The organism is Pseudomonas sp. S60 (genome assembly GCF_016647865.1).
GTDB classification, from domain to species: Bacteria; Pseudomonadota; Gammaproteobacteria; order Pseudomonadales; family Pseudomonadaceae; genus Aquipseudomonas; species Aquipseudomonas parafulva.
Genome location: NZ_JACVVH010000027.1, coordinates 43,726 through 58,446, shown reverse-complemented (window position 1 = coordinate 58,446; position 14,721 = coordinate 43,726). Strand labels below are relative to the sequence as shown.

17 protein-coding genes are annotated in these 14,721 nt (G+C 63.2%); 8 read left to right on the top strand and 9 right to left on the bottom strand.

Annotation, left to right across the window (positions count from 1 at the left end; all coding sequences use genetic code 11):
* Nucleotides 1-20: 20 nt before the first annotated feature.
* From IAE33_RS15270 to IAE33_RS15245, 6 genes are all read right to left on the bottom strand, one after another.
* A complete protein-coding gene (locus tag IAE33_RS15270) occupies nt 21-1,085 on the bottom strand; it encodes a DUF1615 domain-containing protein (RefSeq protein ID WP_201164120.1) in 1,065 nt (354 codons plus the stop codon).
* 14 nt (nt 1,086-1,099) lie between these two features.
* Nucleotides 1,100-1,651 carry a hydrolase gene (locus tag IAE33_RS15265; RefSeq protein WP_201164119.1) on the bottom strand — a complete coding sequence of 184 codons (552 nt, stop codon included), beginning with the start codon at nt 1,649-1,651 and terminating at the stop codon, nt 1,100-1,102.
* A 57-nt stretch (nt 1,652-1,708) separates the two neighbouring features.
* Complete coding sequence (locus tag IAE33_RS15260; protein ID WP_201164118.1) at nt 1,709-2,428, bottom strand: thioesterase II family protein; 720 nt, start codon at nt 2,426-2,428, stop codon at nt 1,709-1,711.
* Nucleotides 2,425-2,646: an MbtH family protein gene (locus IAE33_RS15255; RefSeq protein WP_016711157.1), complete on the bottom strand. Its 222-nt coding sequence runs from the start codon at nt 2,644-2,646 to the stop codon at nt 2,425-2,427. Before IAE33_RS15255 ends, IAE33_RS15260 begins: the two co-directional genes overlap by 4 nt.
* Nucleotides 2,647-2,756: 110 nt before the next feature.
* On the bottom strand, nt 2,757-3,158 hold the full coding sequence (locus IAE33_RS15250) for a hypothetical protein (RefSeq protein WP_028634430.1): 402 nt from the start codon (nt 3,156-3,158) through the stop codon (nt 2,757-2,759).
* A gap of 48 nt (nt 3,159-3,206) precedes the next feature.
* Nucleotides 3,207-3,500 carry a DUF1330 domain-containing protein gene (locus IAE33_RS15245; RefSeq protein WP_201164117.1) on the bottom strand — a complete coding sequence of 98 codons (294 nt, stop codon included), beginning with the start codon at nt 3,498-3,500 and terminating at the stop codon, nt 3,207-3,209.
* Between the two features lie 77 nt (nt 3,501-3,577).
* Between IAE33_RS15245 and ribBA the strand changes: the two genes are divergently transcribed.
* The 7 genes from ribBA to IAE33_RS15210 all read left to right on the top strand — a co-directional run bounded on the left by ribBA (nt 3,578) and on the right by IAE33_RS15210 (nt 11,410).
* Nucleotides 3,578-4,699: a bifunctional 3,4-dihydroxy-2-butanone-4-phosphate synthase/GTP cyclohydrolase II gene (gene ribBA / locus IAE33_RS15240; protein WP_201164116.1), complete on the top strand. Its 1,122-nt coding sequence runs from the start codon at nt 3,578-3,580 to the stop codon at nt 4,697-4,699.
* A gap of 181 nt (nt 4,700-4,880) precedes the next feature.
* On the top strand, nt 4,881-5,906 hold the full coding sequence (locus tag IAE33_RS15235) for a polyamine ABC transporter substrate-binding protein (protein WP_201164115.1): 1,026 nt from the start codon (nt 4,881-4,883) through the stop codon (nt 5,904-5,906).
* Nucleotides 5,903-6,820, top strand: coding sequence for an ABC transporter permease (locus IAE33_RS15230; protein WP_201164114.1), 918 nt, complete (start codon nt 5,903-5,905; stop codon nt 6,818-6,820). Before IAE33_RS15235 ends, IAE33_RS15230 begins: the two co-directional genes overlap by 4 nt.
* Before the next feature lie 6 nt (nt 6,821-6,826).
* Nucleotides 6,827-7,636, top strand: coding sequence for an ABC transporter permease (locus IAE33_RS15225; RefSeq protein WP_028634435.1), 810 nt, complete (start codon nt 6,827-6,829; stop codon nt 7,634-7,636).
* 20 nt (nt 7,637-7,656) lie between these two features.
* A complete protein-coding gene (locus IAE33_RS15220; RefSeq protein WP_201164113.1) occupies nt 7,657-8,805 on the top strand; it encodes an ABC transporter ATP-binding protein in 1,149 nt (382 codons plus the stop codon).
* 110 nt (nt 8,806-8,915) lie between these two features.
* Nucleotides 8,916-10,223 carry a substrate-binding domain-containing protein gene (locus tag IAE33_RS15215; protein ID WP_201164112.1) on the top strand — a complete coding sequence of 436 codons (1,308 nt, stop codon included), beginning with the start codon at nt 8,916-8,918 and terminating at the stop codon, nt 10,221-10,223.
* Between the two features lie 155 nt (nt 10,224-10,378).
* Nucleotides 10,379-11,410 (top strand): TerC family protein, encoded by a 1,032-nt coding sequence (locus IAE33_RS15210; RefSeq protein WP_201164111.1) that lies wholly within the window; start codon nt 10,379-10,381, stop codon nt 11,408-11,410.
* Here the strand turns inward: IAE33_RS15210 and IAE33_RS24625 are convergent.
* The 3 genes from IAE33_RS24625 to IAE33_RS15200 all read right to left on the bottom strand — a co-directional run bounded on the left by IAE33_RS24625 (nt 11,334) and on the right by IAE33_RS15200 (nt 13,492).
* Nucleotides 11,334-11,693 (bottom strand): hypothetical protein, encoded by a 360-nt coding sequence (locus tag IAE33_RS24625; RefSeq protein WP_236406614.1) that lies wholly within the window; start codon nt 11,691-11,693, stop codon nt 11,334-11,336. The genes IAE33_RS15210 and IAE33_RS24625 overlap by 77 nt on opposite strands.
* Nucleotides 11,693-12,061 (bottom strand): histone-like nucleoid-structuring protein, MvaT/MvaU family, encoded by a 369-nt coding sequence (locus IAE33_RS15205; RefSeq protein ID WP_201164110.1) that lies wholly within the window; start codon nt 12,059-12,061, stop codon nt 11,693-11,695. Before IAE33_RS15205 ends, IAE33_RS24625 begins: the two co-directional genes overlap by 1 nt.
* A 210-nt stretch (nt 12,062-12,271) precedes the next feature.
* Entirely contained in the window at nt 12,272-13,492 is a 1,221-nt protein-coding gene (locus IAE33_RS15200; protein WP_201164109.1) for an acyl-CoA dehydrogenase, read from the bottom strand.
* A 139-nt stretch (nt 13,493-13,631) separates the two neighbouring features.
* On the opposite strand from IAE33_RS15200, the gene IAE33_RS15195 reads away from it, so the two are divergent.
* Nucleotides 13,632-14,555 (top strand): LysR family transcriptional regulator, encoded by a 924-nt coding sequence (locus IAE33_RS15195; protein WP_201164108.1) that lies wholly within the window; start codon nt 13,632-13,634, stop codon nt 14,553-14,555.
* The last annotated feature ends 166 nt before the right edge of the window (nt 14,556-14,721 follow it).

Sequence of the window (14,721 nt, the reverse complement as noted above, 5' to 3'; positions counted from 1 at the left end):
CGTAACCGAGAACCGCGTCGCTAACGCCGCATGCACCGCTGATACCGCTCATCCACCCGCCCGGCAAACCAGGCCGTGGTCAGTTTGCGCGTGATCTTGGGGCTTTTCAGCTCGATGCCGGGTAGCACCGCACGTGGCAGTGGCTTGCCAGCGGCGGTATCAGCCAACGCAAACACCCCCGCGTACAAACGGCTGTCTTCGAAGTCCAGCTGGCTGCCCTGCTCCAGCTGGCTGCGGACCTGCGGGTTGCGCAAGCCAAGCTTGGCGCCCAGCCTGCGCGCAGCCTGCTCTGTGGTACCTGGCATGATCGCACCAGGGGCTATCAGGTCACCGTCCAGTGCCAGTTGCACGCCCGTCACCTGGCTCAGCGCCGCCTGGAACGCAGCATTGCGGCTGGCGTACCAGCCTGCGTTGAAGTCGGCAAAACGGTACAGCTGGCGGTCGTAGCTGGCCGGGTAACCCAGCAGGTGGGCGATGCCGAAATACATCCCGCCACGGCGGCTGAACACCTCCTCGCGGATACTGCCAGCCTGGCTGTAGGGGTAGCCCTGTGCATGCCGTTCAGCGAAGGCGACGCTCACCTGCATCGGCCCACCGGTGCGCACCGGGTTCAGGCCGCCGAGCAAGGTCTTGCCCAACGGCACCCGGGCGATCACCTCATCATACAATTCGCTGAGTTGCCGCTCGCTGCGCACCGACAGCAGCCGCTGCTGGTAGCTCTGACCGTTGGCGGAGGAAGTTTTCAATGCGCCGTCGACCAGCAATCTGGGAATATACAGCCGTGCCGCACGGCGGTCGATTTCCTGTCGGGCGATACGCCCCAGGTTGGGTACCTGCGGGTCGGCGTTGAAGGTGGACTCCTGCTCGGTCACCGCGAGCACCGCACACAGGTTGCTCTGGCTGGGCTCAATGCCCTGGGCCTGAAACGCCGTCTGGATATCGTCAGCCCAGCCCGCCCGGTCGCGTGCCTGTGCCGGCAGCAGGCGCATGAGCTGCGCACGCACCTGCGCCGGGTCGGCCTGGGGGGTGGGTTCGCGGCGCCCGGCGCAGCCTTGCAGCAGCGCCAGGGCGATCACCACGCCCATTACCGCGCGCCGGTTCAGGGCTGTTCCCCCACCAGAAACGTCTTGCTGATATGGCGGAAAGACGGGTGGCTGGCACTGCCCATCAGCTCGAACACCACCATCTCGCGGGTCACCACCTGCGCCCCGGCACCGCGCATGCGCGCCAACCCGGCGGCCTTGTTGGCCTGGGTACGGCTGTCACAGGCGTCCTCCACCACGAACACCTGCTTGCCCAGCGCCAGCAGGCCAAGCACGGTTTGCAATACGCACACGTGGGTTTCCATGCCGCAGACGATGACCTGCTCACGCGCCATCAATTCGCTGGGCAGGCACTGGGCAGCGACGCAGGAGAAATGGTTTTTTTCCACCACCTTGGCCCCCGGCGCGGCTTCCAGCAACGGCCCGAGTGTAGGGCCAAGACCTTTGGGATATTGCTCCGAAATCACCGTCGGCAATTTCAGCTCTGCTGCCACCGCCAACAACCAGCGAGCGCGGGCCTGGGTGCCTTCAGGGTCGCTCATGGCGCCGATGAGTTTTTCCTGGATGTCGATGACCAGCAGCGTGGCCTTGTTCGCATCAATCAGCATTGCCTGCCCCTTGCCTGGGAAAAGCCCTAGCCTCTCCCAGGCAACCGGGGACGTCAATCAGGCGGACTGGCGCAACGGTTCCAGTGCGCTGGTCAGGGCAGCCAGTACGCGCTCTTCATGCTCGTGGATGAAGAAATGGCCACCGCTGAACATTTGCCTGGAGAAGGCACCGCGCGTCTCCAGCCGCCAGGCGTCGAGTTGCTCATCACTGGCGCGGTCGCTATCGCCGCCCAGCACATGCAACGGGCATTGCAACACAGGGCGCTGACGATAGGCGTAGGTGCCGCACAGCAGAAAGTCGGCCCGCAGAATGGGCAGCGTCAGGCTCATCAGCTCAGGGTTGGCCAGCACTTCTTCCGGCGTACCCTGCAGTGTGCGCAGTTCGTCGAGCAACTCGGGGTCGGTTTTGGGCTCGCGCCAGTTGTTGCCATCGTAGTCTTCACGGCGGGTGGGCGCCGCCGTACCGCAGGCGAACAGCGCCAGGGGTGGGGTGCACCCCAGCCCTGGCAACTCATGGGCAAGTTCGAACGCCAGCAGCGCACCCAGGCTGTGGCCAAGCAAGGCGTAAGGGGCGCTGGCCGCCAGGCGCTGCTCGGCCGCCAGTTGCCGGGCCAGGCCCTGCATGTCGGTGTGCAAGGGCTCTCCCAGGCGTGCGCCACGCCCGGGTAGCTCGACCGGGCGCACCTGCAACCAGGCGGGCAGCTTGCGCCGCCAGCGGCTATACACCATGGCGCTGGCGCCCGAGTACGGCAGGCACAGCAGGTTGACAGTAGTCACTGCGCAGCAGCTTCCGCCATTTTCTGGCGCAGGCTCAGCGGGCGCATGTCGGTCCACACCTCGTCGATGTAGGCCAGGCACTCCTTCTTCAGGCCGCTTTTGCCCACTGCGCGCCAGCCATTGGGGATAGCTTTGTAGTCGGGCCAGATCGAGTATTGCTCTTCGTGGTTGACCACGACCTGAAACTGGATGTCGTCACGGTCGAAAACGGAAGTCATTGCCTGTCTCCTTGAATGATGAGGGCCGCAGCGCCAGGGGCGCAGGTGGCTTTGAAGTAGACGTGGCAGGTTGTAAAAAAATTAGCCCCGCGTGGCAACGCTGCCCGGCATCAGGCATCGCGCAGCAAGTCATGGGTGTCGAGCAGGCGGAACGCCACCTGTGGGTTACGCTCCAGGCCCCGGCGGATGGCCGCCGGGATGGCCTGGCGAGTCTTGCGACACAGCCCCGGCTGATCGTCCAGTTCGATGACGATGCCGCGCATGGTGCGCACCTCATGGTGGCCGGGGGCGATGTGCAGCCGGATACCGAGGTTGTCGTACAAGCGTTGCTGCAAGCGGTACAGGTCTTCGAGGGACTGGAGGTTTTCCAGCCGCTCGAGCAGGCGCTTTTCTTCCTGCCGGTTAAGCAGAAGAATGCGCTGGGCGGCCTGTGCGTGAGTGGCCAGTTGTTCACGGCCGCAGTTACAGGCACCCGGCGGGCAAGGTTGGCGCAGGGGTGCAGGGCTGGTCATCGGCCAAGCATAGCCAGTTTTACCTGCACTGTGGCCCCTGCCTTGAGGTCAGCCCTCGACCCCCTCGACGATGATCACTTCGGCCCGAGCCACCCCCTGGCGATGACTACAGGCTTGCTGGTACTGGTCTGAGTGGTAGCAGGCCAGCGCCTGTTCGTAGGAGTCGAACTCGATGACCACGCTACGCTGAGGGGTGGCACGCCCTTCCACCGCCTCGCTGCGCCCACCGCGCGCCAGAAACCGCCCGCCAAATGCCTGAAACGCCGCCGGGGCACGCTGGGTGTATTGCAGGTACTGCTGAGGGTCGGTGACGTCCACATGGGCGATCCAGTAGGCCTTCATGCGTAACTCTCCTCTCGAAATGATTTTATGTATGATGGTATACCATAATAATCAACCAGCCACAGCGAGTGTGCAACATGGCTTTCAACACTGTCGATGAGATTCTCGAGGACTACCGCCAAGGCAAGATGGTGCTGTTGGTAGACGATGAAGACCGGGAAAATGAAGGCGACCTGCTGATTGCAGCCGAACGTTGCGATGCCCAGGCAATCAACTTCATGGCCCGCGAAGCCCGCGGGCTGATCTGCCTGACTCTGACCGACGAGCATTGCCAGCGCCTGGGCCTGGAGCAGATGGTCCCGGCCAATGGCAGCGTCTTCAGCACCGCGTTCACTGTTTCGATCGAAGCGGCTACCGGGGTAACGACCGGTATTTCTGCCGCCGACCGCGCCCGCACCGTGGCCGCCGCGATGGCCGCGGACGCGCGCCCGGAAGACCTGGTGCAGCCGGGCCATATCTTCCCCTTGCGTGCGCGTGAAGGCGGTGTGCTGAACCGCGCGGGGCATACCGAAGCGGGCTGCGATCTGGCGCGCCTGGCCGGTTTCAGCCCGGCGTCGGTGATCGTGGAAGTGCTCAACGACGACGGCACCATGGCGCGGCGCCCCGACCTGGAGGTATTCGCCGCACGCCATGGCATCAAGATCGGCACCATCGCCGACCTGATCCACTACCGCCTCAGCAACGAACAGACCGTCAAGCGCATCGGCGAACGTGAACTGCCAACCGTGCATGGCACCTTCCGCCTGGTCACCTATGAAGACCGCATCGAGGGCGGTGTGCACATGGCCATGGTGATGGGCGACATTCGCCGCGAACAACCGACCCTGGTGCGGGTGCATGTGATCGACCCGCTGCGCGACCTGGTGGGCGCCGAATACGCCGGCCCTGCCAACTGGACGTTGTGGGCCGCCTTGCAGAAAGTGGCCCAAGAAGGTGCCGGCGTGGTGGTTATCCTGGCCAACCATGAGTCTTCCCAGGCCTTGCTGGAGCGCGTGCCGCACCTTACGCAACCGCTGAGGCCCTACCAGCGCGGCCAGTCGAAGGTGTACTCGGAGGTGGGTACCGGCGCCCAGATTCTTCAGGACCTGGGCGTCGGCAAGCTACGCCACCTGGGGCCGCCGTTGAAATACGCAGGCCTTGCCGGCTATGAGCTGGAAGTGGTGCAAAGCATCCCCTTCGAACCCGGGATGCTGGGCTGAACCTGCGGCGCCGGGCAAAGCGCGGAGTGATGGCCGGTCGCCTCATGCCCCTTGCGAAAAGTTTGGAATACCATAATATGATATCCCGTAGACCTTGAATCTGCTGTAGCTGCTCCCCGAATACTGTTGGCGGGCGCACCACACCCCGCCTCGAATAACAAAAAGCAACGAGGGCGTAACCATGCTGTTGAGCAAACGTGTAACCGCAGTGCTGTCTGCAAGCCTGCTGACCCTGGCGTGCCAGGCTGCCCAGGCCGCCGAAAGCGTCAATTTCGTCAGCTGGGGCGGCACTACCCAGGACGCCCAGAAGGAAGCGTGGGCAGTGCCCTTCACCAAAGCCACCGACATCAAGGTGGTGCAGGACGGCCCGACTGACTACGGCAAGCTCAAGGCCATGGTGGAAAGCGTTAACGTGCAGTGGGACGTGGTCGACGTAGAAGCCGACTTTGCCCTGCGCGCCGCCAGCGAAGGCCTGCTCGAACCCCTCGACTTCACCCAGATCAAACGCGACAGGATCGACCCCCGGTTCGTCTCCGACCATGGTGTCGGCTCGTTCTTCTTCTCCTTCGTGCTCGGCTACAACGAGGGCAAGCTGGGCGCCAGCAAACCCACCGACTGGACCGCGCTGTTCGACACCAAGACCTACCCCGGCAAGCGTGCGCTGTATAAATGGCCAAGCCCGGGCGTGCTTGAACTGGCCCTGCTCGCCGATGGCGTCGCCCCCGACAAGCTGTACCCACTGGACCTGGACCGCGCCTTCAAGAAGCTCGATACCATCAAGAAGGACATCGTCTGGTGGGGCGGTGGCGCCCAGTCCCAGCAACTGCTGGCCTCGGGTGAAGCCTCCCTTGGCCAGTTCTGGAACGGCCGCGTGTACGCCCTGCAGCAAGATGGCGCACCGGTGGGTGTGAGCTGGAAGCAGAACCTGGTCATGGCCGATTTCCTGGTCATTCCCAAGGGTGCCAAGAACAAGGACGCGGCCATGAAATTCCTGGCCAACGCCAGCAGCGCCGAAGGCCAGGCCGAGTTCGCCAACAAGACCGCCTACGCCCCCGTCAACGTCGACAGCGTGGCCAAACTGGACAAGGCCCTGGCCCCGAACCTGCCAACCGCCTATGCCCAGGACCAGGTCACCCTGGACTTCGCCTACTGGGCAAAAAACGGCCAGGCCATTGCTGCCCGCTGGAATGAGTGGCTGGTCAAATGAAGGTTGCCATCAACGCCCTGCACAATGCCCAAGGTGCCCCCTCGGCCACCGGCGGCACCGCTGCGGCGCCACGGCGGGCCAGCCTTGGCCAGCGCTGGAAAGGCAGCCGCAACCTGCTGCCCGCCCTGCTGTTCCTCGGCCTGTTCTTCTTCGCCCCGCTGGTCGGCCTGTTGCTGCGTGGTGTACTGGAGCCAACCCCCGGGCTTGGCAACTATGAGCAGCTGTTCGCCAACTCCGCCTACGCCCGGGTGCTGTTCAACACCTTTTCGGTAGCCGGGCTGGTGACCCTGATCAGTGTGCTGCTGGGCTTCCCCCTGGCCTGGGCGATTACCCTGGTACCCAAAGGCTGGGGCCGCTGGCTGCTGAACATCGTGCTGTTGTCGATGTGGACCAGCCTGCTGGCGCGCACCTATTCCTGGCTGGTGCTGCTGCAGAGTTCAGGGGTGATCAACAAGGCGTTGATGGCCATGGGCATCATCGATGCCCCGCTGGAAATGGTGCATAACCTGACCGGTGTGGTGATCGGCATGAGCTACATCATGATCCCGTTCATCGTGCTGCCGCTGCAGGCCACCATGCATGCCATCGACCCGATGGTGCTGCAGGCGGGCTCGATCTGCGGCGCCAGCCCCTGGACCAACTTCTGGAAGGTGTTCCTGCCGCTGTGCCGCTCGGGGCTGTTCTCCGGCGCGCTGATGGTGTTCGTGATGTCGCTGGGTTACTACGTCACCCCGGCCCTGCTGGGCGGTGCGCAGAACATGATGCTGCCCGAGTTCATCATCCAGCAGGTGCAGTCGTTCCTCAACTGGGGCCTGGCCAGCGCCGCCGCCGCCTTGCTGGTGCTGATCACACTGGTGCTCTTTTACCTGTACCTGAAGCTGCAACCGGAATCCCCGGTTGGCAACGCGAGGTAAACCGCCATGCTCCTGTCTCCCAATGCCATGGGCCGCCCGCTGCGAACGGGCCTGTACCTGACCACCGGGGTGATTGCGGCCTTTCTGCTGCTGCCAGTGGTGTTCATCGTGTTGCTCTCGTTCGGCTCGTCCCAGTGGCTGGTGTTCCCACCGCCGGGCTGGACCTTCAAATGGTACGGCCAGTTCTTCTCCAACCCTGAGTGGATGGACGCGGCGCTGGCCAGCCTGAAAGTCGCCGTGCTGACCACCGTGGCGGCTGTGCTGCTAGGCCTGCCAACGGCCTTTGCGCTGGTGCGCGGCCGCTTCCCCGGGCGAGAAATGCTCTACGGCCTGTTCACCATGCCGATGATCGTACCGCTGGTGATCATTGCCGTGGCGGTGTATGCGCTGTTCCTCAAGCTGGGCTACACCGGCACGCTGTTCGCATTCGTGGTCAGCCACGTGATCGTGGCCCTGCCCTTCACCATCATCTCGATCATCAACTCGCTGAAGCTGTTCGACCAGTCCATCGAGGACGCTGCGGTGATCTGCGGGGCCTCGCGCCTGCAGGCCATCTTCAAGGTAACGTTCCCAGCCATCCGCCCGGGCATGATTGCAGGCGGCCTGTTTGCCTTCCTGGTGTCATGGGATGAAGTGGTGCTGAGCGTGATGATGGCAAGCCCTGAGTTGCAGACCCTGCCGGTGAAGATGTGGACCACCTTGCGCCAGGACCTCAGCCCGGTGATTGCGGTGGCCTCGACCCTGCTGATCGGCCTTTCGCTGCTTGTGATGTTCATTGCCGCCGCCTTGCGCCGGCGTACCGAAACAAACGCCTGAGCGCGCGGAGAAAAACAACAATGAGTGCAGTGATCAAAGACAACGCGCCAGGCAAGCCCCTGGTCAGCCTGCGGGGCCTGAACAAGCACTACGGTGACTTCACCGCCGTGGACAACCTTGACCTGGACATTCAGGACGGCGAGTTCCTGACCTTCCTGGGTTCCAGCGGCTCGGGCAAGTCCACTACCCTGTCGATGCTGGCCGGCTTCGAAACCCCCAGCAGTGGCGAGATCCTGGTGGATGGCCAGTCGCTGGTCAATGTGCCACCGCACAAGCGTGATATCGGCATGGTATTCCAGCGCTATTCGCTGTTCCCGCACCTGAACGTGCGCGACAACATCGCCTTCCCGCTGGCCATCCGCAAACTCGCCGCCGCTGAAACCAAAAAGCGCGTGGATGCCATGCTGAAGCTGGTGCAACTGGAACCGTTCGCCCACCGTAAACCGTCGCAGATGTCCGGCGGCCAACAGCAGCGCGTGGCCATTGCCCGGGCGCTGGTGTACGAGCCGCGCATCCTGCTGATGGACGAGCCACTCGGCGCGCTGGACAAGAAACTGCGCGAAGACCTGCAGGATGAGCTGCGCCAGCTGCACCGCCGGCTGGGCATCACCATCGTGTATGTCACCCATGACCAGGAAGAAGCCATGCGCCTGTCCCAGCGCATTGCCATTTTCAGCCATGGCAAGATCGTCGGCCTGGGCACCGGCTACGACCTGTATCAGAACCCGCCCAATGCGTTCGTGGCCTCGTTTCTGGGCAACTCCAACTTCCTGCGCATCAAGGCCACCGGCAACGGTGCCGGGCGCTTCGAGGGCCAGCCGGTGGCCATCCGCCTCACCCCGGGGCTGGTTGCCGAACAGGATGCGCTGGTGATGGTGCGGCCTGAAAAAGCCCTGGCCCTGACCGCCGAACAGGCCGCGGCACAACCCCTGCCTGCGGGCTGGAACGAAGTCAGCGCCAAGGTCGGCGAGGTGTTGTTCCTGGGTGAAAGCCAAACCTGCCACGTGATCACGGCGGGGGGGACCGAGCTGACCGTGAAGGCCTTGTCGGCTGCCGGCATGCCGATGCAGCCAGGGGATGCGGTGCACGTGCGCTGGGCGGTGGCCGATGCGTGCATCTACACCGAATGGGAAGAGAGCGACCTGAGCAAGTCGGCTGGAGCCCATTGAAGCCTTGAACGCGGCGGTGCCACTGCGGCGCCGCTGCGCCAGCGCAGTCATATAAACATCACGCAACTGTCGTAATCTGCCGGCCACCTCTGTGCCACGGGCCTTCCGGCATGCCTCGCCTGCTCATCCTGCTGTTCAACCTGCTCCCGCTGACAGCCCTGGCCGAGCCCGTGCACCTGCGCCTGGCCGGCTCCAATACCATGGGTGCGACCTTGCTGCCTGCACTTGTGGTCGGGCAACTGCAGGCGCAGCAGGCAACCGCGGTGCACACCCAGCCAGGCCAAACCGCCAATGAAACAGTGATCACTGCCGTCGACGCCTCCGGCAGCCCCATTCGGGTCGACATAGCCGCCCACGGCAGCAGCACCGGCTTTGTCGCCCTGGGCCGCGGTAACGCCGACCTGGCAGCAGCGTCGCGCCCCATCACCGAGCGCGAACAACGCGCGCTGCACGCGCTGGGCAACCTGCGCGAGGCCGACACCGAGCAGGTGATCGCCCTGGATGGCATTGCCGTGATCACCCACCCAGATAACCCACTGGCGCAACTCACCACCGATCAGCTCGCCCAGGTGTTCTGCGGCCAGGTGCATCACTGGGAGCAACTGGGTGTGCCCGGTGGTGCCATTCATCTCTATGCCCGGGACAACCGCTCGGGCACCTATGCCAGCTTCAAAGCGATGGTGCTGGCACCCCGTCAGTGCCAATTGGCGCACAACGCCCAACGTTTCGAAGCCAGCGAGCCCTTGGCCGCAGCGGTGGCCAACGACCGGCAGGCGATTGGCTTCAGCAGCCTGGCCGCCGTCCACCGGGCCAAGGTGTTGCCTGTGGCGGACGGCGATACCCCCGCCCTGCTACCCACGTCGGCGCAGGTCGCCAGTGAGGATTACCCGCTCTCCAGGCGTTTGTTCCTGTACCTGCCAGCCCACCCCAAACCGCAGGCCATGGCCTTGGCCGAGTTTGCCCAGAGCCCAGCCGGCCAGGCGATCGTCGCCCGGCAAGGCTTCGTTTCCCAGCAGATCGAAGCGCAACAGGTAAACACCCGGCCCACCATGCCGCCGCGCTATCGCAGCCTGGCGCAGCAGGCGCGGCGGTTGAGTGTGAGCTTGCGCTTCCAGCCAGGCAGCGCCGCGCTGGACAACAAAGCCCTGCGCGACATCCAGCGGGTCGCCCGCTACCTCGACCAGGCCGGCAAGCTGCAGCGCCGGGCGGTACTGGTGGGGTTCGGTGACCCCAAGGACACCCCAGGGCGCGCAGCGCTGCTGTCACGGCTGCGGGCGCAAGCGGTGCGGCGCGTGCTGGCCCGCGAGGGTGTCGAGGTGCTGGAACTGATCGGCCTGGGGGACGACCTGCCGGTTGCCGACAATGAGCGTGAGCAGGGCCGCCTGCGCAACCGTCGGGTAGAGGTGTGGGTGTACTGACAGGTGCCGGCAAAGAAATGTAACAGCTGGCCACCCTCCCCGCCGGTAACCTCGTCTAGCCTGAAACCCATGTGATACCGGGCCCCTCTGACGGCTGCCAAGCCGCCATGTCGGATCACTGTTGCCTTGCAACATCGACCATCAAGGAGGGGCTCATGACAGCTCTGCACACATTGCTCACCACCCCGTTTCTTGGCACCAGCACCTGGTTGTGGCTGGTTTTCATGGCGATCGTCATCGGCTTGCTGGTGCTCGACCTGGGCGTTCTGCATCGCCAGGACCGGGAAATTGAAATGCGCGAAAGCCTGTTGCTGTACTCAGGCTACTTCAGTGTCGGCCTGTTGTTCGGCGCCTGGGTGTGGTTCCAGCTGGGTGCCCAGTCGGCACTGGAGTTCTACACAGGCTTTCTGGTCGAACAATCGCTGTCCATGGACAACGTGTTCGTCATGGCCATGATCTTCGGTTATTTCGCCGTGCCCCGCCGCTACCAGCACCGGGTGCTGTTCTGGGGCATTTTGGGGGTGGTGTTCCTGCGGGCGATCATGATTGGCGTGGGCGCGGCGCTGGTGCAGAACTTTGCCTGGGTGCTGTACCTGTTCGGCGCCTTCCTGTTGTTCACCGGTATAAAAATGGCCTTGGCCAAGGATGACGACAAGCCTGACCTCGCCAACAACCCGATCTTGAAGTTCGTGCGCCGGCACATGCGCGTCACCGACGACATCCACGGCTCACGGTTTTTCGTGCAGCACACCCCGCCTGGGCACAGCAAGCCGCTACGCCACGCCACGCCTCTGTTCCTGGCGCTGGTACTGATCGAATTGGCCGACCTGGTATTCGCGGTGGACAGCGTACCAGCGATTTTCGCCATCACCCAGGACCCGTTCATCGTCTACACCTCGAACATCTTCGCCATCCTCGGCCTGCGCTCGCTGTACTTCGCCCTGTCGGCGCTGATGCACCGCTTCGTGTACCTCAAATACGCGCTGGCCCTGGTGCTGATTTTCATCGGCTGCAAGATCTTTTATCACGGCATGGTGGGCAAAGTGCCGGCACTGTTGTCACTGGGGGTGACGTTCGGTTTGCTGCTGGGCGGCGTGGTGATATCGCTGATCAAGACGCGGGGGCAGCAGTTGCCTGCGCAAGAGGCTGCTCAAGCGCGCGATACCACTGGGCATAAGGAGTGTTGACTGCCATGTGCCGGTTGAAGTCCGGGCTGCCGTCGGACCACCAAACCGGCCCGCGCTCGCCCAGGGCCTCCTTGGCCGCCTGCACCTGGGCGCGTGCTTGCTGGAGCAGGCTTGGGTCACTGTGCGCCCTGGCATGTTTCACGGCGCGCCGTGCCTGCATCAGCGCATGCACCCAAGTGCTGCGCTGCGCGTCTGACAATGAGGGGTTGGAGCAGCGCCACAGCCGCCCCCGGACCACGAAGTATCGGCCGTCCGGGGTGGTGGGGTAGCGCTTGCCAGACATTAGCGGGCCAGCCAGTTTTCCACTTCGTCGGCACCGTATTCGGCTTTCCACGACTTGAGCTTGGTGTGGTTGCCGCCTTTGGTCTCGATCACTTCACCGGTGTGCGGGTTCTTGTACTGTTTGACCTGCCGGGCACGGCGCGGCGCTTTTTGCCCAGCAGCGGGTGCGGCCTTGTGTTGCCCGGCCTGCGGGTCGAGCAAATTGACGATGTCGCGCAGGCTGTACTCATACTTGGCCAACAGGTTGCGCAGTTTGGTTTCAAACTCGATTTCTTTCTGCAGCTCCGGGCTGCCTTTCATGGCCTCCAGTTCAGCAAGTTGCGACGCCAGCTTTTGTTCAAGCTGGCGGAATTCGGCGAGACGGGACATGGGCATGGTTCCTTTTTCAAGACGGCCAGGTAATAACGCGTTATCAACTGCTTAGTGGCACCGAACAGTATATTGGTTCAACACGTTGTCGAACTTGCTCGGGCACCTTCAGCCTGTCGTACTCCCAGTTATAGACTGTCCCAACCCCTTTTGCCCAGCCACTCTCAATACACGCGCTGCCTTCTCAATGCGCACCCTCTGACTCGCTGCCTACTTCATCATCTGCACAGGCAGATACTTGCCCACCTCATACTTGCCAATCGCCGCACGGTGCACTTCGTCCGGCCCATCGGCCAGGCGCAAGGTGCGCTGCATGGCGTACATATACGCCAATGGGAAGTCCCCACTTACACCCGCGCCCCCGTGAAGCTGAATGGCACGATCAATGACCTTCAACGCCACATTCGGCGCGACAACTTTTATTTGGGCAATCTCGCTGCGGGCAATCTTGTTGCCCACGGTGTCCATCATGTACGCCGCTTTGAGCGTGAGCAGCCGCGCCATGTCAATTTCCATTCGTGAATCGGCAATGTTGTCCATATTGCCGCCCAGGCGCGCCAGCGGCTTGCCGAATGCCGTGCGCGACACGGCGCGCTTGCACATCAGTTCCAGTGCCCGTTCGGCCATGCCGATGGAACGCATGCAGTGGTGAATACGGCCGGGGCCAAGCCGCCCCTGGGCTATTTCAAAACCACGGCCCTCGCCTAGGATCACATGGTCGTAGGGCACCCGTACGTTTTCGAACAGCACTTCGGCATGGCCATGGGGGGCGTCGTCGTAGCCGAACACGGGCAACGGGCGTACCACCTTCACGCCCGGCGCATCCATGGGCACCAGCACCATCGAATGCTGCTGGTGGCGCGGGCCCTGTGGGTTGGAAAGGCCCATGAAGATCATCACCTTGCAGCGCGGGTCGCAGGCCCCGGAGGTCCACCACTTGCGGCCGTTGATCACCCATTCGTCACCCTCGCGCAACGCGGTGGCCGCCATGTTGGTGGCATCCGACGAAGCCACGTCCGGCTCGGTCATGGCAAACGCCGAGCGGATCTGGCCTTGCAGCAGCGGCTCCAGCCACTGGCGTTTCTGCGCCGGGGTGCCATAGCGCACCAGCACCTCCATGTTGCCGGTGTCAGGCGCTGAACAGTTGAAAGGTTCCGGCCCCAGCAGCGAGCGGCCCATGATCTCGGCCAGCGGTGCGTATTCAAGGTTGGTCAGCCCCGCGCCGTATTCCGATTCCGGCAGAAAGAGGTTCCACAAGCCCTCTGCGCGGGCTTTGGCCTTGAGGGCTTCCATGACTGCCGTGGGCTGCCAGCGGTCGCCTTCAGCAACCTGGCGCTCGAACACCGCTTCAGCGGGGTATACATGGGTGTCCATGAACGCGCTGACGCGCTCGCGCAGTGCCTGCACCTTGGGCGAATAGGCGAAATCCATCGGGGCTACCTTCATGGTCCGGGGTAAGTGAGCAGAGCCTAGAGCAGCCACGCGCCATCCACCTAGTCTATTTTCGCCGTGTATTAACATTCATAACCGATATATGATCGACGAATAATTCAAACAACGAGCGGCGCCCATGAACCTCAGCAAGGTCGATCTCAACCTGTTCATCGTGTTCGATGCGATCTACACCGAAGCCAACCTTACACGCGCCGGGCAGATCGTCGGCATTACCCAGCCGGCGGTGTCCAACGCCCTGTCGCGCCTGCGCGAAACCTTCAACGACCCACTGTTTGTGCGCACCGCCCAGGGCATGGTGCCCACCCCCATGGCGCAGAACATCATCGGCTCGGTGCGCAATGCCCTGGCGCTGCTGCGCACCTCGGTGCAGGAAAGCCGCACGTTCAACCCTCAGCAGGCCAACAAGACGTTTCGCATCAGCATGACCGACCTGACCGAGGCGGTGATATTGCCCCCGCTGTTTCAGCGCCTGCGGCGCCTGGCGCCCTCGGTGCTGATCGAGAGCTTTTTGTGCAAACGGCGCGAAACCACCAAGGAGCTGGCCGCCGGCCGCCTGGATTTCGCCATTGATGCCCCGCTCAACACCGACCCCCAAGTACGCCATGTCAAGCTCATGCAGGACCGCTATGTGTGCGCGTTGCGCCAGGGCCACCCGCTGGCAGACAGCACGCTCACCCTGGAAAGCTACCTGGGCATGACCCACATTCATATTTCCAGCCGGCGCAATGGCCTGGGTTACGTAGACCTGGCCCTCGGCAAAATGGGCGTGCAGCGCAAGGTTGCCCTGCGCTCGCAGCACTACCTGATGGCCTCTCAGGTGCTGCAACAGACTGACATGGCGATGACTGTGCCCGAGCGCTTCGCCCGTCGCCACCAGCTTTGCTACAAACCACTGCCGGTGGAGGTACCCGCACTGGAAACCCACCTGTACTGGCACGAGAGCACCGACCAGGACCCGGCCAACCGCTGGATGCGTGAGCAGATTACCGAGCTGTGCGAGTGTGTGGTGGCGCAAGAAGAGAGAACGATGCAGCCTTGAACGCGCGTATCAGATCAGTAATGAACCCTCTGGCGGCTTAACGTTAGAAAAAAATTCTCCTTATTCCCAACAGGGAGAATTTTTTCGCGAAATATTCTTAAAACAGGGCAACTAAAGGTAAAACCATCTTCCGGCGCCGGGTAATCTTGCTCAATCACTTGAAGCT